The organism is Haloarcula sp. HT12 (assembly GCF_055271655.1).
The window spans coordinates 660,859-683,928 of sequence record NZ_JBUXKW010000004.1 but is presented as its reverse complement, the minus strand read 5'-3'; the positions used below and the strand labels follow the sequence as shown (position 1 = coordinate 683,928).

Below are 23,070 nucleotides of genomic sequence, written 5' to 3'. Positions count from 1 at the left end.
AGAAGGATGCGGAGATCGTTGACGTTTGTTCCGGTCGGGCTGGTCCGCAATGGGCGTCCCGCTCGCTGAGATTCCCCGAGAGCGTGTTCGTGGCAGTCGCTCCGGCTGAGGTAGCATTCCCTATCGTGCTGGCGACGAACTGCGAGGCGGGAGCAGATCAGGGATCGGGAAGCGCTACTGGGATTCGGAACCGATCAGGGACCGCCGGTGTTGACCCACCCGCCGTCGACGAGAATCCCCTCTGCTGTGACGTACGACGAGAGGTCGCTGGCCAGGAAGACGGCGACGTTCCCGATGTCTGCCGGTGTCCCGAGCCGGTCGAGCGAGGTTTCGGCTGCCCGGGCACGGGCTGCCTCCTCGGGGTGGTTTTCGGCCAGCCCCGTTTCGTCGGTAAAGCCGGGTTGGATTGCGTTCACCCGGACGTCCGGCCCGAGCAGTTCCGCGATGCCGAAGGTCATCGACTTCATCCCACCTTTCGCGGCGCTGTAGAGGATAGACCCGGGCTCGACGAATCCCTGCTCCGCCGCCGTGCTGGCGATGTTGATGATAGAGCCGCTGCCGCGTTCAACCATCCGCTCGCCGGCGGCCTGACAGCCGTAGTACGCACCCTTGAGATTTATGTCGACGAGCGTTGCGAAGTCCTCGTCGGTTGTCTCGAAAAACTCGACCGGGTGGACGATGCCGGCGTTGTTGACCATCACGTCGATGCCGCCGAACTCTTCGGCCGCGTCGACCGCCCCGACCAAATCGTCGTAGTCGGTCACGTCGCAATCGACGAACAATCCACGGGAGTCGGTATCGTCCTCGATGGCCTCGAGCGTCGGCGTGGTGTTTGCCGTGTTCGGGGTGTCCTGAATGTCAGCGACGACGATGTCGGCGCCGTGGTCGGCCAATTGCAGTGCGATTCCGCGTCCGATACCGCTCGCACCGCCGGTGACGACGGCGGTCTTGCCGGTCAGAAGGTCTGACATACGTTCACAATCCATTGGTTCAGGTATTAAAACTACGGTCGCAGTACCCCGGTCGTGTTTAGTTAAGCGTGAAAAGTGAGGCGGGAGAATTTCTTGGTGCTCTATGCCAGAAATCGCCCGCCTCAGCGGTAGTAGAGACTGGATTGATTTGGATTTTGTGGAGCGCGAGCGGACACCCGAGCCAGCGATGGCGTTGGGTATTCAATCGCATGTTGCGGGCCTTTCGCTGTCGAATACCGTCGAATTACTCGATTGTCTGGGTGTCCAACGCAGTCGGAAAGCCATTCACGATTGGGTGCAGAAAGCCGATTTACAGCCCAAATCTGGACAATCACCGAATCAGATCGCGCTCGACGAAACGGTGATTCGGATCAACGACGACCAATTCTGGCTGTACGCTGCCGCCGATCCTCAGTCGAACAAACTGCTTCACATCCGGTTATTTGCGACAACTACGACCACTCTTACAGAAATTTTCTTGCGCGAACTGCGTCAAAAGCACGATGTCGAATCCGCCGTGTTTCTCGTGGATGGCGCTCAACACCTCCAAACTGCGCTTCAACGAGCCGGGCTCCGATTTCAGATGTGTCGCCACGGAAATCGAAACGCTGTCGAACGAATTTTCCGAGAACTGAAACGACGAACCTCGTCGTTTTCGAATTGCTTCAGCCACGTCGAACCGAAAACAGCCGAAAAGTGGCTCCAGAGTTTCGCTCGCTGGTATAATGCTCCAAACTAAACACTACCAGTACCCCGACGAAAACATCTATGGGCTCCCGTTTTGTTATACAGTAGCATGGTAACGCACACTATCGACGGTGCCGACGGGGTCTCGCTGGCAGTTGAGGAGGTCGGAAGCGGCCGGCCAGTCGTCTTGATCCACGGCTACTCGCAGAGTCGGCTGTCGTGGCGCAACCAGTTCGAGTCCGATCTGACGGAAGACTTCCGGCTGATCGCACCGGACAACCGTGGCCACGGAGAGTCGGACAAGCCACATGATGCCTACGAAGACTCGGACCTGTGGGCACGGGACCTCGACGCGGTGTTCACGGAACTCGATGTCGACGACGCTATCTTGGTGGGTTGGTCCTACGGCGGGCTGGCCGTTCTCGACTATCTCGAGGCCTTTGGCACCGACCGGGTCGCCGGGCTCAACCTCGTCGGCGGCGTCTCCGAGATCGGGACAGCGGCCGGCAACGCGCGCCTCGGGCAGTCGTACCTCGATCTCATGGAGGGATTCGTCTCGACCGACGTTACGGAGAGCGTCCGGACCTTACAGGAGTTCGTCGATCTCTGTGTCTACGACGATCTCTCATCGGCCGACCGGGCCTACATGCTCGGATACAATGTCGTCGTGCCGCCCCGCGTCCGAGATAGTCTGCGGGACCGAACCGTGCGACACGATTCGACGCTCGCCGCCCTCGACATCCCGGTCCTGATCGTTCATGGCGAAGAAGACGCCGTCATGCTCCCAAAATCCGCGCGGGAATACGAGGCCCTCGCTGACGACGCGACACTGTCTATGTATCCGGAGACTGGCCATACGCCGTTCTGGGAGTCGCCAGACCGGTATAATCGTGACCTCCGGCAGTTCGCACGCGACCTGTAGGGCAGAATCTTTTTTACTCCGGTCGGCGGGATGGTAGTGTATGCCACCACTACCGATCACGAGAATCGAGACCGTCGGTGAGCGGACCGTCGCCATCGAAGTCGAGACGCCGGCGGACTTCGAGGCCTATCCGGGCCAGTTCGTCCTCGTTCGGGCGACCGTCGACGGCGAGGAGGAGACGGGCTACTACACGATATCCTCGCCGGATGTCGCCGGGTCCTTTGAGATGACCGTCGCAGTCGATCCCGACGGGACGCTCGGCCCCTGGCTCGTCGAGCGGACGCTCGGAGAGGAGATTACGGTCGAGGGTCCGTTCGGGGATATACAGTATACCGGAGAGAGCGACGCGTTCGTGTTTGCACGCGGGCCGGGCATCGGGCCAGCAGTCGGTATCGCTGAACGGGCCCGAGAGTTCGGCCACGACGTGACTATCGTCCACAGCGGACCCAACCCACCCCACGGGAAGCGGCTCGCTATGCTGGAAGACCGCGGCGCGACCGTCATTCGCTCGAAAGACCTCGACTCGACTGTCGAGTCACTGTCCTTCGAATCGGTTCCCACCTACGTGTTCGGTTTCCAGGATTTCGTCGACGAGACGAAGGCGGCACTGACTGCTGCCGGCATCGACCTCGGCGCCGTCGAAATCGAGAGCTTCGGTCCAGCCTGACCACAGCACACCGCGCTTTCCCGAACTGTCGTTTCGCTCGGGTTGAGAGCGGAGCGCGACCCTCCTGATGGAAACTGTTTTACTCCCAGGACGTACAGGTCAGTGCTATGCAAGACGTATACGTCGTCGGAGCGGCGCAATCCGACTTCGGTGCATTCCCGGAGGAATCGTACCGCTCGCTGTTCGCGACGGCCTTCGAACACGCGCTCGACAGTGTGGACGGCCAGCTCGACCGAACTGACATCGATGAGGCGTTCCTCGGGACGCTCGGCGTCGGCGGCCGCCAATTGGGGCTGAGCGCGCCGAGCGTCACCGAGTACGCGGGGCTCGACGGGACATCCGCGACCCGCGTCGAGAACGCTTGCGCGGCTGGGGGCTCCGCCCTGCGCCAGGCGGTCCAGTCAATCCGTGCTGGTATGGCAGACGTCGCGCTGGCTGGCGGTGTCGAAATCATGACTGACATGAGCGGCGATCGGACCCGCTACTGGCTCGGCGTCTCTGGCGAGACCGAGTGGGAGCGAATGGCCGGGACGACCTTCGCGGGCGTCTACGCACAGATGGCCGACGCTCATATGGGCAAATACGGGACGACGCGGGAACAACTCTCCACCGTTGCCGTGAAGAACCACAAAAACGGTGCGAAAAACCCCCACGCACACCTCCGATTCGAATGCTCACTGGAGGACGCCGTCAACGGGACCGTCGTTGCAGACCCCCTGAACCTCTATGACTGCTGCCCGACGTCCGACGGGGCGGGCGCAGCCATCCTCGCGAGCCGCGAGGTTGCCGAAGAGCTGACCGACGAACCGGTCCGAATCACCGGGAGCGGCCAGGCCAGCAGCCGTGTCGGCCTGTTTCAGCGGCCGTCCTTGACAAGTATTCCAGCCTCACAGGGGGCCGCCGAGGAGGCCTACGACGACGCTGGCATCGGTGCCGAAGATGTGGATTTCGCCGAGGTTCACGACTGTTTCTCCATCGCGGAGCTTCTCGCCTACGAGGACCTGGGTTTCTGTGCCCCCGGCGAGGCCGGTGCGTACATCGAGAGTGGTGCGACCGAGCCCGATGGGGAGCGGCCGGTGAACCTCTCCGGTGGCCTCAAGTCCAAGGGCCACCCCATCGGCGCAACGGGCATCGGCCAGGCCGTGGAAGTGTTCAAACAGCTTCGGGGTGAGGCGGGCGACCGCCAAGCCGACGGGCTCGAACGCGGGCTTACGCACAACGTTGGTGGCTCCGGCGGCGCCGTTGCCGTCCACGTCTACGAGGGGGGATGGGCATGACCGCAATTGAGAATGTCGGCTCCTACCTGCCGACCTACCGTATCACGGCCCAGGAAATCGGCGAGGCCTGGGACGGGTTTCGCGCCCGTGGCATTCAGGAAAAGCGTGTCCCTGGCGCCGACGAGGATGCAGTGACGATGGCTGTCGCGGCCTGCAAGGACGCGCTTGCCGACGCATCGGTTGACCGAGACTCACTGACGACGCTGAGTGTGGGAACGACGACGCCGCCGCGGGAGGAGGGTGACATCGGGACCACTATCGCCGAAATTCTCGGGCTGGAGGACGATGTCGAGGTGTCGGTCCACACGCAGTCGACTCGTGCCGGAACGCGAGCACTACTGGCGGCAGTTCGGGCCGACGATCCGGCGCTGGCGGTGGCGGCAGACTGCCCGCGCGGGGATCCAGATGACGCAATCGACCACGCTGCGGGCGCTGGCGCAGTCGCCGCCGTGACCGGTGACAGCGGCCCGACCGTTCGAGAGACCGCGAGTTACACCCGTGAATTCCCCGGTACAAGGTTCCGGCAACGGGGATCCGAGTCCGTCGAGACGTACGACGCGACTGCCTACGAACGCGAGGCGTACACGTCGACCATCGACAGTGCGCTGGGGGCACTCGACGACGTGCCCGCCGCGCTCGCACCGACCGCGCCGGACGGGAGTCTTCCGGGACGCGTCGGCAGATTGGTCGACGACGGTTCTGTCTATCACCTCGCTGCGGAACTCGGGGACACCGGCGCAGCGAGCCCGCTGTTCGGCCTCCTGGCTGCGTGGGAGGCAGGCGAGGAGACCACGGCAGTGCTTGGCTACGGCGCAGGGGCGTCTGTCGACGCAGTCGTGGTCGAGGGAACGCTTGATGTTGACTGGGCGCGCCCAGCGACAGATATCTCCTACCCGGAGTACCTCCGAAAACGTGGACACGTGCTGTCGGAGGGGGGTGACCACTGATGGGGGCGTACCTGAGTGTCCCGACGTGGTGGCGCAACCTCGACGGCCGGTACCGGCTAGTCGTCGGCGAATGCGGGGAGTGTGGTGGGTACACGTTCCCGGCTGAAGGGGCCTGCGTCGAGTGTAACGCCATCGATGCGCTGACTCCGGTTGAGCCCGAAGGTACCGGAACGGTGGTCGCACAGACGATCATCGAGAGCGGTGCGCCGCCGGAGTTCACTACCCTGCTCGACGCCGAAGGGGCAATCGGCGTCGTTCTCGTAGAACTCGATGAAGGTGTCCGCGTCCCAGGCATGCTGACGGACTGTGACCCACACGATATCGGGCGCGGCGACCGCGTCACAGCGGTCGTGCGCCGCATCTACGAGCAGGAAGGCATCACCCGGTACGGCGCGAAGTTCCGGCCGGATTGACGCATGATACCAGTCACCAAAAAGTATAAGAAACGCCTCGTCACACAACTGATTAGGATCCGATAGATTATGGTCGCCAATACACTCGTACGCATAGGTGCATTAGCAGTTGATGGGCTGAGCCTGGGCCTCCTGTACGCGATGCTGGGCCTCGGAATCACGCTCGTCTTCGGCCTCGGTGGCATCCTGAATCTGGCGCTGGGCGTTTTCACCGTTATCGCCATCCTGCTCGTCGTCGAACTCACTGCGAGCCTCCCGGTCGCAATCGCAGCCGTGTTCGCAATCGCAGTTACCGGCGGTTTGGGAATGGCTCTCGAACGGTCAGTGCTGCAACTGGTCTACCGCTCCGAAGGCGACGAACGGCTCCTGCTGGGTATTTTCACGACGCTTGGCCTCTCAATCGCTCTTCAGGGTGCGCTTTCGCTTCGCTACACCGGTGAGTTCGCCGTCCCAGTGGAGATCCCCTCCATCGAGGTCTTCGGTGCGTTCATCCGGGGAAGTTCCATCGTCATCATCGTTCTCTCGCTGGTGATTCTGCTCGCGATGTACCTGTTTTTCAGCAGAACCTACACTGGGCTCGCGACGCGGACCATCATGCAAGACGAAACCGGCGCGGTCTACTGCGGTATCGACACGAGCCGGATGCGGACGTTCGTCTTCGTGTTGAGCATCGTCATCGCCGCCGCCGCGGGCGTCCTCTATGGGCTCTCCTTCGAGACGAACGTCGCCGGGGCGTTCAACCTGACCATCACTGCGGTTATCGTCTCCATCGTCGGCGGCGTCACGAGTATCCTCGGTGTGGTCGTCGCGGGCGTCGGTCTGGGAATCCTCACGACGTTCCTGAGCGCGTATCTCGGTTCGTATATCTCGACGATTGCGCTGTTTGGGGCCGCGATTGTCACTCTGGTCCTCAAACCGGAGGGAATCCAATGAACCGGAACTGGTATTACCTTCTACCTGTCGCCGCTGTTCTCGCGGTCATTCCACCCGCCTTCTTCGCACCGGGAGAGACCTACCTCGCGCGTGTCTTTATTCTGATGGTCCTCTATGCCATCCTCACGACGGCACTGAATCTCGTCTTCGGTCACACGGACCAGTTGCTTCTGTTTACGGGTGCGGTCGCAGCCATCGGGGCCTATACGACAGCGTTGACGGCACAGTGGCTCGGAATCTCGCCGTGGTTCTCACTCCTTCTCGGTGCGTTGCTTGCGGGTGTTGTCGGTGTCGTCGTGACCTACGTAGCAGCGATTCGAGAGCTCACCGTCATCGTCATCTCGATTCTGACCCTGGCGCTGCAGTTCTCTATCATTGAACTGGTCAACAGCCTCCGAGACATTACCGGCGGCGTCACGGGGTTACCCTTCGATGGGCTCACGATCTCGCCGCTGGTGAACCTGCCGTGGTTCACCGAAGATATCGTCCTCTTCTACACGCTCGGCGTCGTGCTGCTCGGCACGCTGGCGGTCTACCAGTACTTGATGAACACCCGATATGGATTGGCCTTCGAGATGATTCGCCAGGACGAGACTGCGGCAAAGTCGGTCGGTCTGAACGCCGTGAAGTACAAAGTCATCGCCGGCTTTGTCGCCACGTTCGCCATCGGTCTCGTCGGGCCATTCTTCGCGCAGCTCTCCGGGTTCGTCTCTCCGGGGACGTACCAATTCAACAACATCGACGTGCTCATCCTCATCATGCTCATCGTCGGTGGCCTCCGGACGATGTACGGCCCGCTCGTCGGTGCAGCCATCATCATCCTGCTGAACGAGCAACTCCGGTCGTTTGCCGAGTTTCGCTCCATCCTGTTCGGCATCCTGCTCGTCGTCCTGTTCCTGTACTTCCGTGACGGGGTCGTGCCGTTTGTCGATGAGTACCTCGACAAGTGGGATGTCAAACGACGCGCACAGGGCCTGATGCCGGGTTCGCGGGCACCAGAGCGATAGCGTTGCTTCGTCTGGCAGACAGTTTCCGATACTACATCGGGGTTTGTCGCCGAAGGCCGTACAGCTTCACCCGCTCAGGTAGCTTTCCTTGACGTGGTCGCTCTCGAGCAGTTCGGTTCCGCTTCCCTCCGTTGCGATGCGACCGTTCTCGAGGAGGTACGCCCGGTCCGAGAGGTCCAATGCCCGGTCGACGTGCTGTTCGATGAGAATCACGGTCGTGTCCTCGCTAATCTCCTCGATTTTGTCGAATACGCGCTCGGCTAACTGTGGTGCAAGCGCGCCGGAGGGCTCGTCAAGCGCCAGTATCTCCGGCTGTGCCATGAGGCCACGACCGATGGCAAGCATCTGCTGCTCGCCGCCGCTGAGAGTGCCGGCCTTTTGCTCCCGGCGGTCGTCGAGCACCGGGAACATGTCGATGACTTCCTCGAAGGTCACCCTGAACTGCTCGCGTTCCGTATAGGCGCCCATCTTGAGGTTTTCGTAGACAGTGAGGTCGTTGAACAGGTTCCGCTTCTCGGAGACGTGGACGAACCCTTCTTCGACGATTTTGCTGGGAGACAGTGCTGTCGCCTCTTTCCCGAACAGTTCGATGCGGCCACTGGTCGGTCTGAGAACGCCCGACATCGACTTCAGAAGCGTCGTTTTGCCGGCACCGTTGGGGCCTACGATGGCGACGACGGAGTCGTCGTCCCGGATCTCCAGCGAGAGGTCCCACAACACCTGTAGGTCGCCGTAGTGGACGTTGATGTCGTCTACTGTGATCATGTCAGGCCTCCGCCCCACCGAGGTATGCGTCCGCCACCTGTCGGTTCTGCTGGATCTGACTCGGCGGTCCCTCAGCGATTTTCTGTCCCTGGTTGAGAACGATGATCCGGTCGGTCGAGTTCATGATGGCGTCCATGACGTGTTCGATCCAAAACACCGAGATGCCGAACTCGTCGCGCGTCCGTTGGAGATTTCTGGAGAGCTCGTCGAGTTCCGTCGGCGTGAGTCCGCTTCCGATTTCGTCGACGAGGATGAGCTTCGGTTCCGAGGCGAGCGCGCGAGCGAGTTCGAGTTGCTTCCGGTGGGCGATTGTGAGGCTGCTGGCGTCCTCGTTGGCCTTGTCTTTGAGACCGATGAACTCGAGATATTCCCACACGTTCTCGCGTTCTTCCGCGAGCGAACCCGAATCCTCCTTGCCGAACATCGCCCCTGCGAGGACGTTGTCGACTACCGTCGACTCGTTGAAAGTCCGCGCCGTCTGGAACGTCCGCGTGATACCCTGGCGTGCGATTTCGTGGGGTGCCTTCCCGACGAGCTCTGTCCCGTCAAACGTAATCGACCCCTTCTCGGGTGTGTATACGCCAGCGATGGAGTTGAACAGGGTCGTCTTCCCGGCGCCGTTGGGCCCGATGAGGCCGACTATCTCGCTGTCGTCGATACTGAGGTCTACGTTGTCGACGGCGGTGAGGCCGCCGAACCGTTTGGTCACTCCGCTAGCTGTTAACATAGACTGCCATATCCCGCATGCCAACATAAAACATAGGGTCCGTAGCCTGTTCTCGCAGGAACTGCCGCCTGTCGACGTACGATTTCCCGCGCTCTGACGGGCCGAGACAGCGGGAGGTCTCATGTTCGTGCACCCGGAAGAATTAATGGGAAACCCGAAATTGAGTACGGTGTGACGTACGAGACCCCGCTCTCGCGAGAGACACGAACAGTCGTATCACCGAGTAGCGTCGTGGTCGGTGCCGGCGCTGTCGAGCAAGTCGGCGAGTACGCCGTCCGTCACGGGACCACTGCGTTGCTCGTTGCGACCGACCAGATCTTCGAATTCCACGGCGACAGGGTCATCGATGCACTCGACGCCGCCGGCGTCGAATCTGTCACCTACACTGACGTCAGGCCAGACCCGACGGTCGAGAACATCGAGTCAGCATACGAACTGTGGAATCGCCACGAGTGCGATGTCATCGTCACGCTTGGTGGCGGGTCGTCGATTGATACGGGCAAGGGAGTCGGTATTCTCGCCAGTAACGACGGCCACATCCGTGATTTCGGCGTCGACAGGGCCGGCTATGAGGGCGTGTCCGAGCCGACGCCGCCGCTCATCGCCGTCAATACGACCGCCGGGACCGGGAGCGAGGCGACACGGTCGGTCGTCGTCAGCGACGAGTCGACGTCAACGAAGTTCCTCATCGTCTCGGAGAATGTCGTTCCAGATGTTGCCATCGAGGACCCGGAGCTCACCGTCTCGCTGCCCCGTAGCCACACTGCCTTCACTGGCATCGACGCGCTGACTCACGCTATCGAAGCCTACGTGTCGGTCAACGCCTACGACATCCCCGATGGCTATGCCGAGGAGGCCATGGAGCGCATCGCCCGTTCGCTGCCCGTCGCCTGGGCCAACGGCGACGACCTCGACGCCCGCGCGGACATGCTCATCGGCCAGCTCCAGGCCGGTCAGGCCTTCACCAACTCCTCTGTCGCACTTGTCCACGGGCTCGCGCGGCCGCTGGGCGCACAACTTCACATACCGCACGGCCTGGCGAACGCGCTCATACTGCCCTACGTGGTCGAGTTCTCCGCGATGGCCGCGCCGGAAAAGTACGCGACGGTTGCTCGCATCCTCGGTGTTGCTGACGAGTCGGATAACACCCGTGAGGCCGCGGACAAAGCTGCCGAGGGGATTCTTCAGCTCTGTGAAGACCTGGACCTCACCGGCTACCTCGACGACTTCGGCGAGGTCCCGTCCCGGGAGAGGTACCTCTCGGTCGTCGACGAGATGACGCAGGATGCGATCGACTCCGGCTCGCCGGCCAACAACCCGCGAAAGCCAACTGCCGACGAGATTCACGACCTCTACGTCGATATCTACGACGACGCCCTCGCTCCCGACAGCCCCCGCCGCTCCTGAGAGTACTAGGCCTGACTGGCTGCTGGCGTCGACCTGGAGCACCGGAACTGTCGAATCCAAACTACTAATTGGAATGCTTTGGAACTGCTGGGTATGTCCGACCCACAGCAAAGCGGAGAAAACCGAGTACAGAACTACATCGGCGGCCAGTGGACGGACGCCACGGGCACGGATGGCATGGATGTCGTCAATCCCGCAACGGGGGAGACGCTCTCCTTCGTCGGATTCAGCACTGAAGCCGATGTCGATGAGGCCGTCCAGCGCGGGCAGGAGGCCTTCGAGTCGTGGAGCGGACGCCCTATAGAGGAACGCATCCAACCGCTGTTCGAACTGAAGCAACTGCTTGAGGAGCATCTCGACGATCTCGCAGAGGTACTCGTCGAGGAACACGGGAAGACACTCGGTGAGGCACGGGGCGAACTCCGCCGGGGCATTGAGAACGTCGAGACGGCCTGTGGGATGCCGACGCTGATGCAGGCCGGTCACGTTGAGAACGCCGCCCCGGAGATCGACGAGACGGCCGTCCGGAAGCCGCTTGGTGTCTTCGCGGCCGTCACGCCGTTTAATTTCCCCGGAATGATTCCGCTCTGGTTCCTGCCCTATGCTGTCGCCTCGGGCAACTCGTTTATTCTTAAGCCCAGCGAGCGGGACCCGCTCACGGCGGAGTTCATGTTCGAACTCATCGACGAGGCTGGATTTCCCGACGGCGTTGTCCAACTGGTCAACGGTAGTGTCGACACTGTCGACGCGCTCATCGAACACGACGGTATCGAGGGCATATCTTTCGTCGGGAGCACCCCCGTCGCGAAGACCATCTACGAGAAGGCCGCTGCGAACGGAAAGCGGGTCCAGGCACAGGGTGGCGCGAAAAACCACATCATCGTCTCGGAGACGGCTGACCTGGAGTTTGCTGCCCGGAAGAGTGTTTCATCAGCACTCGCCTGCAGTGGCGAGCGGTGTCTCGCCAACGATGTTGTCTGTGTCGAAGAGAGCGTCTACGAGGAGTTCACGGATCTCGTCGTCGATATCGCCGCCGACCAGGTCGTCGGCTACGGTCTCGACGAGGGAACCGACGTCGGCGCGCTCATTACGCCCGAACACGAGAAAACCGTCCGGAACTACATCGAGACGGGCGTACAGGAGGGTGCTAACCTCGTCCTCGACGGCCGCGACGTGTCCGCCGACGGGTACGAGGACGGCAACTTCCTCGGTCCCTGCATTTTCACCGATGTCACGTCGGACATGGTCATCGCCCGGGAGGAGATATTCGGACCGGTCCTCAGTCTTATGCCCGTCGCCGACATCGAACAGGGCATCGAGGTGCTGAACAGCTCGGACTTCGGGAACGCCGCGAGCCTCTTTACGGGTGCGGGCTCCGAGGCACGGAACTTCCGTCACAACGCGCAGGCGGGCAACCTCGCGGTCAACGCGGGCACGGCCGCCCCGATGGCCTTCTTCCACTTCGGTGGCCAGAAGGATTCTTTCTTCGGGGACCTGCACGCACAGGCCGAAGATGTCGTCCGTTTCTACACCGACGAAACGGTCTACATCGAGCGCTGGCCGGACGCCTGAGCGATTTCGGGAAAACGACTGCAGCCCTCCCCCGTGATTGTGTCGGCATCTTTCCGGCCTGTTCGGTCGAGGTGTCTCCTCAGAGCCAGGGGTACTGGTCCGTGTCCTTCCCAGCGTAATCGGGGTCGAGGTATATGAACAGGCGCTGGATCTCGCCGTCACGGACCTCGAAGACGTCACACCAACGGCCGCCGCCAGGTGTACCGTCCGGCTGCCATTCGATTCCCTCGGCTGTCTCACCAGTGCTCGTCCCCTCCACGACGACTGTGTCACCGTCGATCACGTAGTTGAACGTCTCGTAGTCGTGCGACATCGCCGTCACGAGCGAGCCGACGTCACCGAACATCTCGCCGATTTCGTCGTGCCCAGTTGCGATACCCCACTTCGGGTAGAACACACGCGCATCGTCGGCGAACAGTCCGAGGAAGTCCTCGCCACGGTCGAGGCGCTGGAAGTATTCGAGAACGATGCTCTTCCGTTCGATAGCTGGGTCTGCTGTGTCACCCATACCATATCCGATACGGTCGTATTTCTATAATACTTCCGGCGCGACACTTCTCCCGCCCTCGGGGGCCGCATCGCAGGATGTGGAATGTTAACCCCTGGGCTAGTATTAAGTGAGTGGAATCTTCAATGGCTGGTATGGAGTTGTTCGACTTCCATATCATGCCGTACCAGTGGGTGAACGACCATGCCTGGCCGTTCCCCAACGATAAATGGGACAGAGAGAAGGGGTCCAAGCTGTACAAAGACTACCTCAACCAGTTGGAGTATAGTGACGAACTCGGCTTCGACGGTCTCGGCGTCAACGAGCACCACTTCTCGGCGTACGGCTTGATGCCCTCGCCGAACATCATGGCCTCGAATCTCGCGGCCCGGACGGAGGACGCGACCATCGCCTTCTTCGCGAACGTCATCCCGACACGGGAGAACCCGGTACGACTCGCCGAGGAGATCGCGATGCTCGACAACATGACTGAGGGCCGCATCATCAGTGGCTTCGCCCGTGGTATCCCCACCGAGTATGCCTCCTGGAGTGTCCCCATGGAGGAGTCGCGTGACCGCTTCGAGGAGGCCTGGGAACTCATCCTCAAGACGTGGACGGCAGACGAACCCTTCGACTGGGATGGCGAGTACTGGCAGTACGACAACGTCTACACATGGCCACGCCCCTACCAGGATCCACATCCCCAGCTCTGGATGCCAGCCGAAAGCGAGGAATCGCTACGCTGGGCCGCCGAGAAAGACGTCGGAATCGGTTCCGTCTTCAACTCCCCACAGGAGATGCGGGAGATATTCGACGAGTACCGTGAGTACGCCAACGAGGAGGGCAACTCGGTTGGCGACGACAAGTTCACTGTCAGTCGGACGGTCTACGTTGCCGAGACCGACGAGAAGGCCGCTGAAGAGGCCAAAGAGGCGCTTGAATATCACTACAAGAACATCACTGCGGGGGTCCACAAAGGAGCGACCGCATGGATGATGGGCGACGACGAGTACGACCCCGAAAAGGAGGAGACCTACATCGAGAACCTCCATCCCCACGGCGAACTTGCGTGGAATTTCGACTTCGAGGAATTCGCCGACCGCGGCGAGGTTATCGTCGGGAGTCCCGAGACCGTCGCCGCCGAAATCGAACGGCAGTACGAGGTCGTCGGTGGCTTTGGCCGCTTTGCCGGCCAGTTCACTTTCGGCAACCTCAGCCACGAGAAGGCGATCAGGAACCGCGAACTCTTCGCGGACGAGGTCATGCCTGAACTCCGGCGTATGGGGCAGGTCACTGGCGGTACCGCGCAGACAGCCGGCGCAGACGACTGACTTCCCGCCTTCACCAATCGTCGTCAGCCGTTCGCGGCTTTGCTTCGCACTTTTTTTGAGATAGTCTTAAACGATAGCGACCCGGTTGTAATGATGCATGAGCCCATCACTGCACCAGTCGCTGCTGATGGTGACTGACCTGGATGCATCGAGCGAGTTCTACGAGGACATCGTCGGCGTTGAACCAGACGTGGTCAGCGACGGCAACATCGAATACGACAACGGCCAGGCCACGCTCGTCTTGGAGTCGGATTTCGGCCCGGACGTGCTCGACGCCTTTGGCCTTGAGGAACCCGGCGACGACCGCGGTGACGGTGTGATCGTCGCAATCGAGGTCGATGGTCCAGACGAAGTTGACGCTGTCTGCCAGCGGGCGTACGACTCTGGGAGGGCGGTCCGGATGGATCCGACCAACGTGGACTGGGGCCGGCGTATGGCACTTCTGGCCGACCCGGACGGGTACACGGTCGAGATCTCGGCTCCGCTCGCTGACTGAGCGAAACAACGACGCTGGTACCGACTGAACTGATCTACACGAGACGTCACTGGTGTCAATACCTCGACGGTGATCTATGGGTAAGATATATTATCGCCCGTTGTGATGAACGAACAGGCGACATGCCACGAGTAGACATACCGCCCCACCGTCGAGTGTGGACAGCGAAATTTCCCTGGAGGGGGTGTCGATGAGTCTGACGGTTTCGGGCACGGTGACCAGCGGTTTCGGGCGAGGCAAAGAGTTCGTTACGATGGAGGGGTACGCCGACCAGTTCTCGGAGTTACTGGGCTACGCGCCGTATCCGGGCACGCTGAACCTTGATCTCGACTCGGATATCGGCGAGGATCTTGACACACTCGAATCCATTCGTGTGACCGAATGGGAGACCGATACCAGCACGTTCGGTGCGGTTGATTGTTATCCAGCCTCACTAGGTCCGGCTGATGACTCGCTTCGGGTACACGCCATTGTTCCCGACAAGACCGACCACGATACGTCCACAATCGAACTCATCTCACCGGTCCGGTTACGTGACCAGTTCGATCTCGTAGACGATGAAGAACTCGAAGTCTCGATCTCTTCACCACGGTAAGTGACGCAGGGGGGAGAACGGAAAGAGTTCAGCCATGATTGATTTCTACGGCTCCCTCCTCGCCCTCCGCCTGGACGCTGTCCAAGTCGAGTAACGCATCTCGAAGGCGGACGTATGTCTCGTCGACTGCTTCTTCAACGATAGCGGTGTTTGCCGTCAGTGGCATGAACGACGTATCGCTCTCCCACCGCGGGATGACGTGTAGGTGGAGGTGGTTGTTTATCGATGCCCCACCCGCACTCCCGATGTTACACCCGAGGTTGAATCCGTCCGGCGAGAGGCCGTCAGTTACTGCCTGCATCGCTACCTGTGCCGTCTGCATATAATCGAGTAGGGTGTGCTCGTCCAATGCCTGGAACGCACCGGTGTGCTCGTACGGGATCGCCATCACGTGTCCCGGGTTGTAGGGTCTATTGTTGAGCAACACGTACGACGAATCGCTCCGGGCGACGATGTTATTCTCGCGGTCGTCGTCTGCCGCCGGCAACCGACAGAACGGACACTCCGGACCACTATGATCCTCGGGGCGGTCTCTCGTGACCCATTGCATCCGCCATGGGGCGAACAAGGCGTCCATCGGCGTTACGTTCGGCTGAACCCATAATAAAACGTCTGGTAGAACAGACCCGGCTATACGCTTCTGACTGCCGTGAGACCATCGATATACCCTCTAGTAGCAGTTTTCCCTGTATCACATGGCATCTCGGAGGAATATTTATTAGACGTACTATCCAATAATAGTTCATGCGCAATCACAGTGTGCGTTTTCGAGAGGTGACCCTCCGTGTGGAGTGACAGCATGCTCCCGGATAGTCGAAGTTACAGGCACAACGAGCCTGCCGACGGGCTTGACAATGCGATAGCGGCGTTCCAGCAGGGGGATCCGGTTCTCATTCACGATGCAGCCGACCGCGAGAACGAAGTCGACCTCGTCTACCCGGCTCATACCGTGACATCGTCTGACGTCGCCCGACTCCGGAACGACGCCGGCGGCCTCATCTGTGTCGCGCTCTCGTACGACGTGGCAGAGACGTTCGCCCTCCCGTTTGCGGCGGAGGAACTGAGCCACCCGGCTGGATCCGAGATCGGCATCGAGTACGACGACCGGTCGTCGTTTTCGCTGACAGTCAACCACCGGGATACGTTCACCGGTATCGTCGACAACGACCGTGCACAGACGATTTCTATGCTTGGTGAAGCGGCACGAAATCCTGACGATGTCGACTTCGCAGCCGAATTCGACACTCCCGGGCACGTCCATCTGCTCAAAGCCGCCCCGAATCTCCTTGAGGACAGGCAGGGACACACGGAACTGGGTGTCGCTCTCGCCGAGCTGGCAGACGTACCCCCTGCTGCCGTCGTCTGTGAGATGCTTGACGACGAGACCGGTGGCGCGCTCTCCCGGACCAACGCCGCTGCCTACGCCGGTGAGAACGACTTCGTCCTGCTTGACGAATCGACTATCATAGACGAAGTGCTAGGAGAGTAGTCCTGTTGCGGCTGAGGCATTCGATAATCGGTTCGGACTGCCTGGGCCTGCACCTGATGGGAACCGTCCGTTCTCGCGGTTGAACAGGAGCACGCCGGGCTGTGCCAACTAACCGTTACACATCGTTTCATCCTCTCGGACGCCACGAAGGTTGCCTACTGTGTCCTCTCCAGTCCGTACAACAGTACCGTCGGTCAGAATCTCGGCGGTTCCTCGCCGGTGATACGCTCAATAGCTGAGCGGAGCCGCTCGATGTTTTCATCCGAGTCGGCCTCGACCGAAGCCCTGAGGATTGGAAGGCTGGTCGCGCGCGCGAGTTCTTGTTTCGTCTCGATACCGTACTCGCTTTCGACGTAGTGGTAGTATTCGAGTAGTTTCTCAGCCATTGTTATACATCGAGCAAATCGCCGTACGCCTCGCGGTACATGTCTGCTTCTGCGCCCCACTCGTCGGCAATTCGTGACTCCATTGTACAGTATTCGTGGCCCGCACCGATACATTGCTTTTCCACCGAAATAACGGGGGTATCCATCATCCCCGTCCCGTACCCCGCGGCATATCCTATTTGTGACCAGCAGACTGGCTCAACGGACTCCTCGTAGAACATCCGGTGCTGACTCCCCTCGTAGGAGTTGTACCAGTGCCCCCTGACGTGGAGGATCCCTTCGTCAATATCGATCTCCACATGGGTTGTCTCCGCGCGGCAGATGCCTTGATAGGTATGCAAGCGCGGTGCCATCTCGAGCAGATCGCGGTCAGTGTCCCAGTCGTAGGCGACCCTCATCTCTAAAGCATCGGAGAACCCCGCCCGGAACCCGAACCGGAGGAAAATCTCCCGCGCACGCTCGAATCCTATTTCTTCGATGATTTGATAGCGTAAGAGCCCGAGGGCGTCCGCGTGGAGGATAACCATGCGGTCGCTCCCGTAGGTCGTTATCCCCCGTTCGAGGTCGAATTCGAGGTCGCGGATCAGGTCGAAGTCCGATGCTTTCATTCTTATACGGCAATACTTGCATCGCGTATTAATATTTTTTACCAGTTGGAGTACATGTTTCCAGTTCCGTGTCATCATCCACTTCTAGCTGACCTGGTTGTGGAGACACTATTATATGGATACGTGTGCAAGTCGAAAGCAGTAGAATGGACGGCAACGCCTACAGTTTCGAGTACCAACCGGGTGCGATTCATCACGGTCCCGGAGTAGTTGCAGAGATTGGGTCCGAACTGCAGCGACGAAATGCTTCACGTGCGCTCATCGTTACCGACGCCACGCTCGCTGACGTACCTGCGGTCATGGATCCGCTCCGTGATGGCCTCAGCGACCGACTGCATGGCGTCTTCGACGATATCACACCTGAAAAGTACCTCCGAGACGCCGCCGCCGGAGCCCGTCTCGTTCGTGATGAGGACATCGACGCACTGGTCCCGCTCGGGGGCGGCAGCAGCCTCGACATGGCCAAACAGATCAGCGTACTCGCGGGGCACGATCGACCACTCGATGATGTCACGGACGAAATTCTCGACCGGCGGGCGATGATTCTCCCGGACGATGAGGTGGCTCTCACGGACATCTTCGCCGTTCCAACGACACTCCCCGGCGCTGACCTCTCTCAGGTCGCAGGCATCAAATTGAGCCTGGCTCCCGAAGGGGAGGCCAAGGACGAGATTCCAAGTGCTGGTGTCTCCGATAGCAGGCTAATGCCGGCTGCGGTCTTCCACGATCTTGACCTGTTTGCGACGACACCGAACCCGATCCTCGCGCGGTCAGCGATGAACGGCTTCGATAAGGGCATCGAGATGCTGTATACCCGGCACCACAACCCGCTTACCGACGGTACTGCGATTCGCGGCGTCAGATTACTTCACGAGAACCTCCCCGCACTCGGCAACGATTCCACTAGTGAAGAGGATCTCTCACGGATCTTGCAGGGTATCGCTGCCGCTCAGTACGGCCTGTCGACGCCAAATGCGTACCGGGCGTCGGTAATTCACTCGTTCGGTCACGCAATCGCCCGGAACTACGAGGTTCAGCAGGGGGTCGCCCACGCTATCGCTGCCCCCCACGTGCTTCGCTATCTGTTCGAGCAACTGGACGGGCGTCGTGACTTGCTCGCCGAGGCCTTCGATGTACGGGATGCGGCCACGACACCGGATGAGACTGCTGCTGCCATCGTCAACGCTGTTGCCGAGACACGTGATGCGCTTGACCTTCCGTCGCAACTCCGCTCAGTCGACGGAACCGAGAAGAAGGATTTCCCAGCCCTCGCGAAGGCGGTCATCGAGGACCCGTTCATGGACGCAGGGCCAGAAGACCTCGAGGCCGCACAGGCAGATATCGAAGCCGTGTTTGAGCAGATGTGGTAGGGCGGTGGTCGACAACCAGTTCTGCCAGTCGAATACTGGGTCATGTTGTCGCCCGCATGACGACGGTTGCGACGTCGAGTTCTCGGAAGCGTTCGGCTTCCAATACCCGCTCCCAACCGGGCTGTGGGCCCGGAGGTAGACGAGGGATTCTCTGAATGCGGTCGCGGCTCGTCCGGTTTCTCCAGGCCGTACGTTGGGAGATCTCTTATTTCGTTGGTCGTGGGGGCGCCATCCGGTGCCAATCTTCAAATCCCTCTCGCCCTCATATCCGATATGACACAGCAGCCGACCCGCCGGCCGACCGACGAAGCTCACCTCACCGACGGTGAATTCTCCCCGCCACCGTCGCTTCTGAACCTCCCCTGGATAGATTGTCATAATCACGCACAGACGCTTTCGTGGGAGGACCGGGAGCGGTACTCACTTACCGGCTGTCAGGGGATGGTTATGGTTGCGTCAGGGTATCACTGGACGCCGTACAAACCGGTCGAAGCCGAGGACATCCGCTTTCTCTGGGACGATGTGATCAACCGACGCCGGACGATCGAACGGAACCACTTCTTCGATGCCCGGCTCGCTTTCGGTGTTCACACCGGCGTTCCGATAGCCAATCCTGACGCCCTCTTCGCGGCGATGGACGAGTACTGTCGTGTGGAGCCAGTTGTTGCTCTCGGCGAAACGGGCATCACGCCCACACAGCACGTTCAGTCCTGGGGGCTCGACGAACAGCGCACGGTCGTCGCGACACAGATGGAACTCGCCGCCGACCACGACCTACCCATTATCTTACACACGCCGAACCAACGGCCCGCGGACCGACCGACCTACCGGCCGGGCGTCGGGACCCCCGGCTACGAAAAGAACACTGACCTGACCCAAGCCCCGGTACTCACGGGAGAGAATCCGGCCCTCGAAGCGGTTCGGATGGATATCGACGTCGCCAACGAAGTGGGGCTCCCCGAGGACCAAATCGTCGCATCGCACGCCGACCCGAACAACGTCGACTTCTTGTTGTCGGAGACGGACTGCTACGCCAGTTTCACGCTCGGATACCCGTGGTTGACTGGTGTCACTGCCGCCGATGTCGCCGATGCAATCGACCGATACGGACCCGACCGGATTCTCGTCGAGACGGACTGCGCGAATGTCCTCCGCACCGATGTCCGATCGGTCAAACGGGCCATCCTGGAGCTGTACCGCCTGGGCGTTGACGAGGATGATATCCGACAGGTCGTGCTGACGAACCCGTCCGATGTGTTCGGGTTCGACTACTGACGCCGGTCGTAATTGTCCTGTTTTGCCCTGAGACCAACTCCGTCACCGGCAGGTTACTATCTCGATTCGACGTGAGTTTTCTGCTGTTCACCGTACCGAGGATGTCACTGGTTCCTCGCCGTTAGGTCCGTTATCGCCTCGTGTTCGGGGACAGCGCACTGGATTATAGTCGTATCCTCTACAGTCTCGTCACGAAGACCTCCTATCCGTTGAGCCTGAAATCGACGCATAGCTAGTCGTATCGAACTCGCTCCTGATCACCCGATCTCCCGAAACGCCAACCCGACCTTGCGAAGGTTTTACGCACCGGTAATGCGATGACCTATCACGGATGAGTTCCAAACACACGTCAGCCGAGTACGACAGCCGAGCGCCCACTGTGCTGGCTGTTTCGGATCTTCACTGGATACCATCACCGTACACAAACGTGGTACTGGGGGACCAAGTATGACTGCCACCGGAAAGATTCTGGAAGGCGTCAAGGTGGTCGACCTCTCGACGTTCGTCACCGGCGGCTTCTGTTCAGCGATGCTCGCCAATCAAGGGGCGGAGGTCGTCAAGGTGGAACAGCCCGGCTATGGAGACGCAGTCAGACACTCGGGGCCGCCGTTCATCGACGGTCAATCGCCGTACTACTGGACATTGAACTATGGTAAAAAGAGCCTCGAACTCGACTTAAAAAACCAGAGAGCGAAGGAAGCGCTGTACGAACTCGTCGCCGAAGCCGACGTTTTCATCCAGAACTTCCGGCCCGGGACTGCAGAGCGCCTCGATGTCGACTACGAGACCCTATCGGAATACAACGACGACCTCATCTACCTCGCGATCTCCGCGTTCGGACAAACGGGGCCCTGGAATAAGCGCTCGGGATACGACCTGCTCATTCAGGGAATGGGTGGAATCATGGACGTGACTGGCGAAGAGGGCCGCCAGCCGGTCAAAGTCGGTTTACCGATGACCGACCTTATCACGGCTATGTGGGCTGCCTTTGGAACGATGACCGCACTCTATCGCCGGGAACAGACCGGTGAGGGTGAGTACATTGACCTGGGAATGCTCGAGGCGACGCTCCCGTGGCTGACGAAACAGGCCGGTATGGTGTTCGCTGGCGAGGAGACGCGGCGGATGGGAACCAAAGATCCGGTACTCGCGCCGTACCAGACGTTTGAGACGAAGGACGGGTACCTCAACATCTGCATCCTCAACGAGAAGCTCTGGGGCGAGCTCTGCGAGGCACTCAGCCGGCCTGATCTACCGGCTGACGACCGTTTCGAAATGAACAAAGACCGCGTCGAGCACATAGACGAACTGGAGGCAGAAATCGAGGATACCCTCACAGAAAAGACCACGGACGAATGGATCGAAATCATCGCGGAGGACGCCGGCGTCCCGGCCGGGCCGGTCTACGACGTTGAAGAAGCCCTGAACAACCCACAGATAGACGCACGGGGGACGATCACCGAGATCGAGCATCCGGAGCTCGGCGAAGTTCCGGTCATCGAACACCCGCTCCGGTATGACAACGCGGATAGCGGATTCGACTCCGCACCGCCGCTGCTCGGTGAGCACAACCGTGAGGTATTCCGCGAACTCGGGTATTCCGAGGCGGAAATCGAGGCGCTGGCAAACGCTGGCGTGTTCGGCTCTGCAGACGATGAGGAGTAGGCACCCGACGCCTGCTTCTCTGACGCTGGGATGAATTCGAACCGAGGCTGCGCAACCGATCCTTGAACAAGCGATAGTCGCTGCAGAGCGAGCATTCGCTGACTCTCCGTACTCTCGAAACGAGATTACACCGCTCCACGTCGGTGATCCCTTCGCTAAAGAACACAAAATGTAGACTGGATTGATAATACCCTGTTCTCTAGATTCGGGAACGAAGGGTCGAGGACCGATCTGAACGAAAACACGAGTCACACCTGCACAAAAGCTTCCCAGCTTTTCTGCAAGTGGATAGTCTGACCTTGGGTGTCGCGCTCCGCGCCGAGATTTGGGCCCGACACCGGGCGGCGGCTCAGGAACCGTCGTACAGAGAAACCACTCTCTCGTCGGCTGCCAATCCTACACCCCAATGAGTACGAAACTTCGGCCATAGACTTCGTTAGCGACCTGCAACAGATGGCCGTCCAAGTGGTAGCTCGTCCCACCGCGCCCGAACTATCGAACCGACTGCCGGCTCCCATCTCAGTGGCTGAGCACAAACAATCACCACTGCCGGGTCGCCCAGTATCTCCCCGTCGACGAGCCGATGAAACAGCATGATGGTCGTCGGGGACTGAGTCTCTCTTGCTGCTATCGAGCTGTACCTGAACGCGCAAGCGAGATGTTAATGGCCATCCCAGTTGCAGAAATCGGACTTTTGACAGATGAAAGAGTCACCTATCCAAATATAGGCCTCAATACAACCCGTTAGCCGATAGGTACGTACATAAAATCAAATATATAATTATTAATGGAGCATGTGAATGTATATTTCTGACCGATCCTTTGTACACATCACAGAAACCTATCTAACTATTTTATTCTGACGAGAATATATGATTTATGGGAAAATTCACATCCATATAGTCTTGATAGAGATATACTGCGCACCTTCATTTTCCGAAATTCACCGTACTAGGTTCGCGTACACATGTCTCCCGTCACGTGGAGGGAGCGGCCTCTCGGAACTGTATCCGTGAAACACCCTGAAAAAGGACGAGCACCACTTCACCCGCGAGAAGTATCAGACTGAAAGC

The 23,070-nt window shown here is 60.0% G+C and carries 24 protein-coding genes; 17 read left to right on the top strand and 7 right to left on the bottom strand.

Annotation, left to right across the window (positions count from 1 at the left end):
- Nucleotides 1-194: 194 nt before the first annotated feature.
- Nucleotides 195-971, bottom strand: a complete 777-nt coding sequence (locus tag ACY9XZ_RS16315; RefSeq protein WP_463458078.1) for an SDR family NAD(P)-dependent oxidoreductase — start codon at nt 969-971, stop codon at nt 195-197.
- A 103-nt stretch (nt 972-1,074) separates the two neighbouring features.
- Between ACY9XZ_RS16315 and ACY9XZ_RS16310 the strand changes: the two genes are divergently transcribed.
- The 8 genes from ACY9XZ_RS16310 to ACY9XZ_RS16275 all read left to right on the top strand — a co-directional run bounded on the left by ACY9XZ_RS16310 (nt 1,075) and on the right by ACY9XZ_RS16275 (nt 7,824).
- Nucleotides 1,075-1,710 carry an IS6 family transposase gene (locus ACY9XZ_RS16310; protein WP_463458077.1) on the top strand — a complete coding sequence of 212 codons (636 nt, stop codon included), beginning with the start codon at nt 1,075-1,077 and terminating at the stop codon, nt 1,708-1,710.
- Between the two features lie 57 nt (nt 1,711-1,767).
- Nucleotides 1,768-2,580, top strand: coding sequence for an alpha/beta fold hydrolase (locus ACY9XZ_RS16305; protein ID WP_463458076.1), 813 nt, complete (start codon nt 1,768-1,770; stop codon nt 2,578-2,580).
- 40 nt (nt 2,581-2,620) lie between these two features.
- Nucleotides 2,621-3,247 carry an FAD-dependent oxidoreductase gene (locus ACY9XZ_RS16300; protein ID WP_463458075.1) on the top strand — a complete coding sequence of 209 codons (627 nt, stop codon included), beginning with the start codon at nt 2,621-2,623 and terminating at the stop codon, nt 3,245-3,247.
- A gap of 107 nt (nt 3,248-3,354) precedes the next feature.
- A complete protein-coding gene (locus tag ACY9XZ_RS16295; RefSeq protein WP_463458074.1) occupies nt 3,355-4,524 on the top strand; it encodes a thiolase domain-containing protein in 1,170 nt (389 codons plus the stop codon).
- The gene (locus tag ACY9XZ_RS16290; protein ID WP_463458073.1) at nt 4,521-5,471 is read left to right on the top strand and encodes a hypothetical protein; all 951 of its coding nucleotides are present in this window, start codon (nt 4,521-4,523) and stop codon (nt 5,469-5,471) included. Before ACY9XZ_RS16295 ends, ACY9XZ_RS16290 begins: the two co-directional genes overlap by 4 nt.
- Nucleotides 5,471-5,884 carry a Zn-ribbon domain-containing OB-fold protein gene (locus tag ACY9XZ_RS16285; RefSeq protein ID WP_463458072.1) on the top strand — a complete coding sequence of 138 codons (414 nt, stop codon included), beginning with the start codon at nt 5,471-5,473 and terminating at the stop codon, nt 5,882-5,884. The genes ACY9XZ_RS16290 and ACY9XZ_RS16285 overlap by 1 nt, the downstream gene beginning before the upstream one ends.
- Before the next feature lie 69 nt (nt 5,885-5,953).
- Complete coding sequence (locus ACY9XZ_RS16280; protein ID WP_463458071.1) at nt 5,954-6,817, top strand: branched-chain amino acid ABC transporter permease; 864 nt, start codon at nt 5,954-5,956, stop codon at nt 6,815-6,817.
- Nucleotides 6,814-7,824, top strand: a complete 1,011-nt coding sequence (locus tag ACY9XZ_RS16275; RefSeq protein WP_463458070.1) for a branched-chain amino acid ABC transporter permease — start codon at nt 6,814-6,816, stop codon at nt 7,822-7,824. The genes ACY9XZ_RS16280 and ACY9XZ_RS16275 overlap by 4 nt, the downstream gene beginning before the upstream one ends.
- 66 nt (nt 7,825-7,890) lie before the next feature.
- Here the strand turns inward: ACY9XZ_RS16275 and ACY9XZ_RS16270 are convergent, their stop codons facing one another.
- Both ACY9XZ_RS16270 and ACY9XZ_RS16265 read right to left on the bottom strand, forming a co-directional pair.
- Entirely contained in the window at nt 7,891-8,589 is a 699-nt protein-coding gene (locus ACY9XZ_RS16270) for an ABC transporter ATP-binding protein (protein ID WP_463458069.1), read from the bottom strand.
- Between the two features lies 1 nt (nt 8,590).
- On the bottom strand, nt 8,591-9,316 hold the full coding sequence (locus tag ACY9XZ_RS16265) for an ABC transporter ATP-binding protein (RefSeq protein ID WP_463458068.1): 726 nt from the start codon (nt 9,314-9,316) through the stop codon (nt 8,591-8,593).
- A gap of 171 nt (nt 9,317-9,487) precedes the next feature.
- Here ACY9XZ_RS16265 and ACY9XZ_RS16260 point away from each other — a divergent pair, with 171 nt between their 5' ends.
- Together ACY9XZ_RS16260 and ACY9XZ_RS16255 are read left to right on the top strand one after the other, a co-directional pair.
- A complete protein-coding gene (locus ACY9XZ_RS16260) occupies nt 9,488-10,723 on the top strand; it encodes an iron-containing alcohol dehydrogenase (protein WP_463458067.1) in 1,236 nt (411 codons plus the stop codon).
- 93 nt (nt 10,724-10,816) lie between these two features.
- Nucleotides 10,817-12,295, top strand: coding sequence for a CoA-acylating methylmalonate-semialdehyde dehydrogenase (locus ACY9XZ_RS16255; RefSeq protein WP_463458066.1), 1,479 nt, complete (start codon nt 10,817-10,819; stop codon nt 12,293-12,295).
- A gap of 79 nt (nt 12,296-12,374) precedes the next feature.
- On the opposite strand, the gene ACY9XZ_RS16250 is transcribed toward ACY9XZ_RS16255, so the two are convergent.
- Nucleotides 12,375-12,803 (bottom strand): nuclear transport factor 2 family protein, encoded by a 429-nt coding sequence (locus ACY9XZ_RS16250; protein WP_463458065.1) that lies wholly within the window; start codon nt 12,801-12,803, stop codon nt 12,375-12,377.
- Nucleotides 12,804-12,937: 134 nt separating this feature from the next.
- On the opposite strand from ACY9XZ_RS16250, the gene ACY9XZ_RS16245 reads away from it, so the two are divergent.
- The 3 genes from ACY9XZ_RS16245 (at nt 12,938) to ACY9XZ_RS16235 (ending at nt 15,204) form a co-directional block, all read left to right on the top strand.
- A complete protein-coding gene (locus tag ACY9XZ_RS16245) occupies nt 12,938-14,113 on the top strand; it encodes an LLM class flavin-dependent oxidoreductase (protein WP_463458064.1) in 1,176 nt (391 codons plus the stop codon).
- A 97-nt stretch (nt 14,114-14,210) separates the two neighbouring features.
- Nucleotides 14,211-14,609, top strand: coding sequence for a VOC family protein (locus ACY9XZ_RS16240; RefSeq protein WP_463458063.1), 399 nt, complete (start codon nt 14,211-14,213; stop codon nt 14,607-14,609).
- Nucleotides 14,610-14,799: 190 nt separating this feature from the next.
- A complete protein-coding gene (locus ACY9XZ_RS16235; RefSeq protein WP_463458062.1) occupies nt 14,800-15,204 on the top strand; it encodes a DUF120 domain-containing protein in 405 nt (134 codons plus the stop codon).
- Between the two features lie 28 nt (nt 15,205-15,232).
- Here the strand turns inward: ACY9XZ_RS16235 and ACY9XZ_RS16230 are convergent, their stop codons facing one another.
- Entirely contained in the window at nt 15,233-15,781 is a 549-nt protein-coding gene (locus tag ACY9XZ_RS16230) for an HIT family protein (protein WP_463458061.1), read from the bottom strand.
- Between the two features lie 222 nt (nt 15,782-16,003).
- Here ACY9XZ_RS16230 and ribB point away from each other — a divergent pair, with 222 nt between their 5' ends.
- Entirely contained in the window at nt 16,004-16,693 is a 690-nt protein-coding gene (ribB, locus tag ACY9XZ_RS16225; RefSeq protein ID WP_463458060.1) for a 3,4-dihydroxy-2-butanone-4-phosphate synthase, read from the top strand.
- 194 nt (nt 16,694-16,887) lie between these two features.
- Here ribB and ACY9XZ_RS16220 read toward each other — a convergent pair whose 3' ends face one another.
- The gene (locus ACY9XZ_RS16220; protein WP_463458059.1) at nt 16,888-17,079 is read right to left on the bottom strand and encodes a hypothetical protein; all 192 of its coding nucleotides are present in this window, start codon (nt 17,077-17,079) and stop codon (nt 16,888-16,890) included.
- A gap of 2 nt (nt 17,080-17,081) precedes the next feature.
- A complete protein-coding gene (locus ACY9XZ_RS16215) occupies nt 17,082-17,687 on the bottom strand; it encodes a XylR N-terminal domain-containing protein (protein WP_463458058.1) in 606 nt (201 codons plus the stop codon).
- A 146-nt stretch (nt 17,688-17,833) separates the two neighbouring features.
- Between ACY9XZ_RS16215 and ACY9XZ_RS16210 the strand changes: the two genes are divergently transcribed.
- The 3 genes from ACY9XZ_RS16210 (at nt 17,834) to ACY9XZ_RS16200 (ending at nt 21,997) form a co-directional block, all read left to right on the top strand.
- Nucleotides 17,834-19,057 carry an iron-containing alcohol dehydrogenase family protein gene (locus tag ACY9XZ_RS16210; RefSeq protein WP_463458057.1) on the top strand — a complete coding sequence of 408 codons (1,224 nt, stop codon included), beginning with the start codon at nt 17,834-17,836 and terminating at the stop codon, nt 19,055-19,057.
- A gap of 273 nt (nt 19,058-19,330) precedes the next feature.
- On the top strand, nt 19,331-20,332 hold the full coding sequence (locus ACY9XZ_RS16205) for a TatD family hydrolase (RefSeq protein ID WP_463458056.1): 1,002 nt from the start codon (nt 19,331-19,333) through the stop codon (nt 20,330-20,332).
- A gap of 447 nt (nt 20,333-20,779) precedes the next feature.
- Nucleotides 20,780-21,997 carry a CaiB/BaiF CoA transferase family protein gene (locus ACY9XZ_RS16200; RefSeq protein WP_463458055.1) on the top strand — a complete coding sequence of 406 codons (1,218 nt, stop codon included), beginning with the start codon at nt 20,780-20,782 and terminating at the stop codon, nt 21,995-21,997.
- Nucleotides 21,998-23,070: the final 1,073 nt, after the last annotated feature.

Coding starts and splice junctions, on each gene's coding strand:
- ACY9XZ_RS16300 (WP_463458075.1), top strand. CDS start 2,621: ATGCCACCACTACCGATCACGAGAATCGAGACCGTCGGTGAGCGGACC.
- ACY9XZ_RS16270 (WP_463458069.1), bottom strand. CDS start 8,589: ATGATCACAGTAGACGACATCAACGTCCACTACGGCGACCTACAGGTG.
- ACY9XZ_RS16290 (WP_463458073.1), top strand. CDS start 4,521: ATGACCGCAATTGAGAATGTCGGCTCCTACCTGCCGACCTACCGTATC.
- ACY9XZ_RS16275 (WP_463458070.1), top strand. CDS start 6,814: ATGAACCGGAACTGGTATTACCTTCTACCTGTCGCCGCTGTTCTCGCG.
- ACY9XZ_RS16210 (WP_463458057.1), top strand. CDS start 17,834: ATGGACGGCAACGCCTACAGTTTCGAGTACCAACCGGGTGCGATTCAT.
- ACY9XZ_RS16215 (WP_463458058.1), bottom strand. CDS start 17,687: ATGAAAGCATCGGACTTCGACCTGATCCGCGACCTCGAATTCGACCTC.
- ACY9XZ_RS16250 (WP_463458065.1), bottom strand. CDS start 12,803: ATGGGTGACACAGCAGACCCAGCTATCGAACGGAAGAGCATCGTTCTC.
- ACY9XZ_RS16200 (WP_463458055.1), top strand. CDS start 20,780: ATGACTGCCACCGGAAAGATTCTGGAAGGCGTCAAGGTGGTCGACCTC.
- ACY9XZ_RS16280 (WP_463458071.1), top strand. CDS start 5,954: ATGGTCGCCAATACACTCGTACGCATAGGTGCATTAGCAGTTGATGGG.
- ACY9XZ_RS16235 (WP_463458062.1), top strand. CDS start 14,800: ATGAGTCTGACGGTTTCGGGCACGGTGACCAGCGGTTTCGGGCGAGGC.
- ACY9XZ_RS16315 (WP_463458078.1), bottom strand. CDS start 971: ATGTCAGACCTTCTGACCGGCAAGACCGCCGTCGTCACCGGCGGTGCG.
- ACY9XZ_RS16205 (WP_463458056.1), top strand. CDS start 19,331: ATGACACAGCAGCCGACCCGCCGGCCGACCGACGAAGCTCACCTCACC.
- ACY9XZ_RS16255 (WP_463458066.1), top strand. CDS start 10,817: ATGTCCGACCCACAGCAAAGCGGAGAAAACCGAGTACAGAACTACATC.
- ribB (WP_463458060.1), top strand. CDS start 16,004: ATGCTCCCGGATAGTCGAAGTTACAGGCACAACGAGCCTGCCGACGGG.
- ACY9XZ_RS16240 (WP_463458063.1), top strand. CDS start 14,211: ATGAGCCCATCACTGCACCAGTCGCTGCTGATGGTGACTGACCTGGAT.
- ACY9XZ_RS16265 (WP_463458068.1), bottom strand. CDS start 9,316: ATGTTAACAGCTAGCGGAGTGACCAAACGGTTCGGCGGCCTCACCGCC.
- ACY9XZ_RS16295 (WP_463458074.1), top strand. CDS start 3,355: ATGCAAGACGTATACGTCGTCGGAGCGGCGCAATCCGACTTCGGTGCA.
- ACY9XZ_RS16285 (WP_463458072.1), top strand. CDS start 5,471: ATGGGGGCGTACCTGAGTGTCCCGACGTGGTGGCGCAACCTCGACGGC.
- ACY9XZ_RS16305 (WP_463458076.1), top strand. CDS start 1,768: ATGGTAACGCACACTATCGACGGTGCCGACGGGGTCTCGCTGGCAGTT.
- ACY9XZ_RS16245 (WP_463458064.1), top strand. CDS start 12,938: ATGGAGTTGTTCGACTTCCATATCATGCCGTACCAGTGGGTGAACGAC.
- ACY9XZ_RS16220 (WP_463458059.1), bottom strand. CDS start 17,079: ATGGCTGAGAAACTACTCGAATACTACCACTACGTCGAAAGCGAGTAC.
- ACY9XZ_RS16310 (WP_463458077.1), top strand. CDS start 1,075: ATGCCAGAAATCGCCCGCCTCAGCGGTAGTAGAGACTGGATTGATTTG.
- ACY9XZ_RS16230 (WP_463458061.1), bottom strand. CDS start 15,781: ATGGACGCCTTGTTCGCCCCATGGCGGATGCAATGGGTCACGAGAGAC.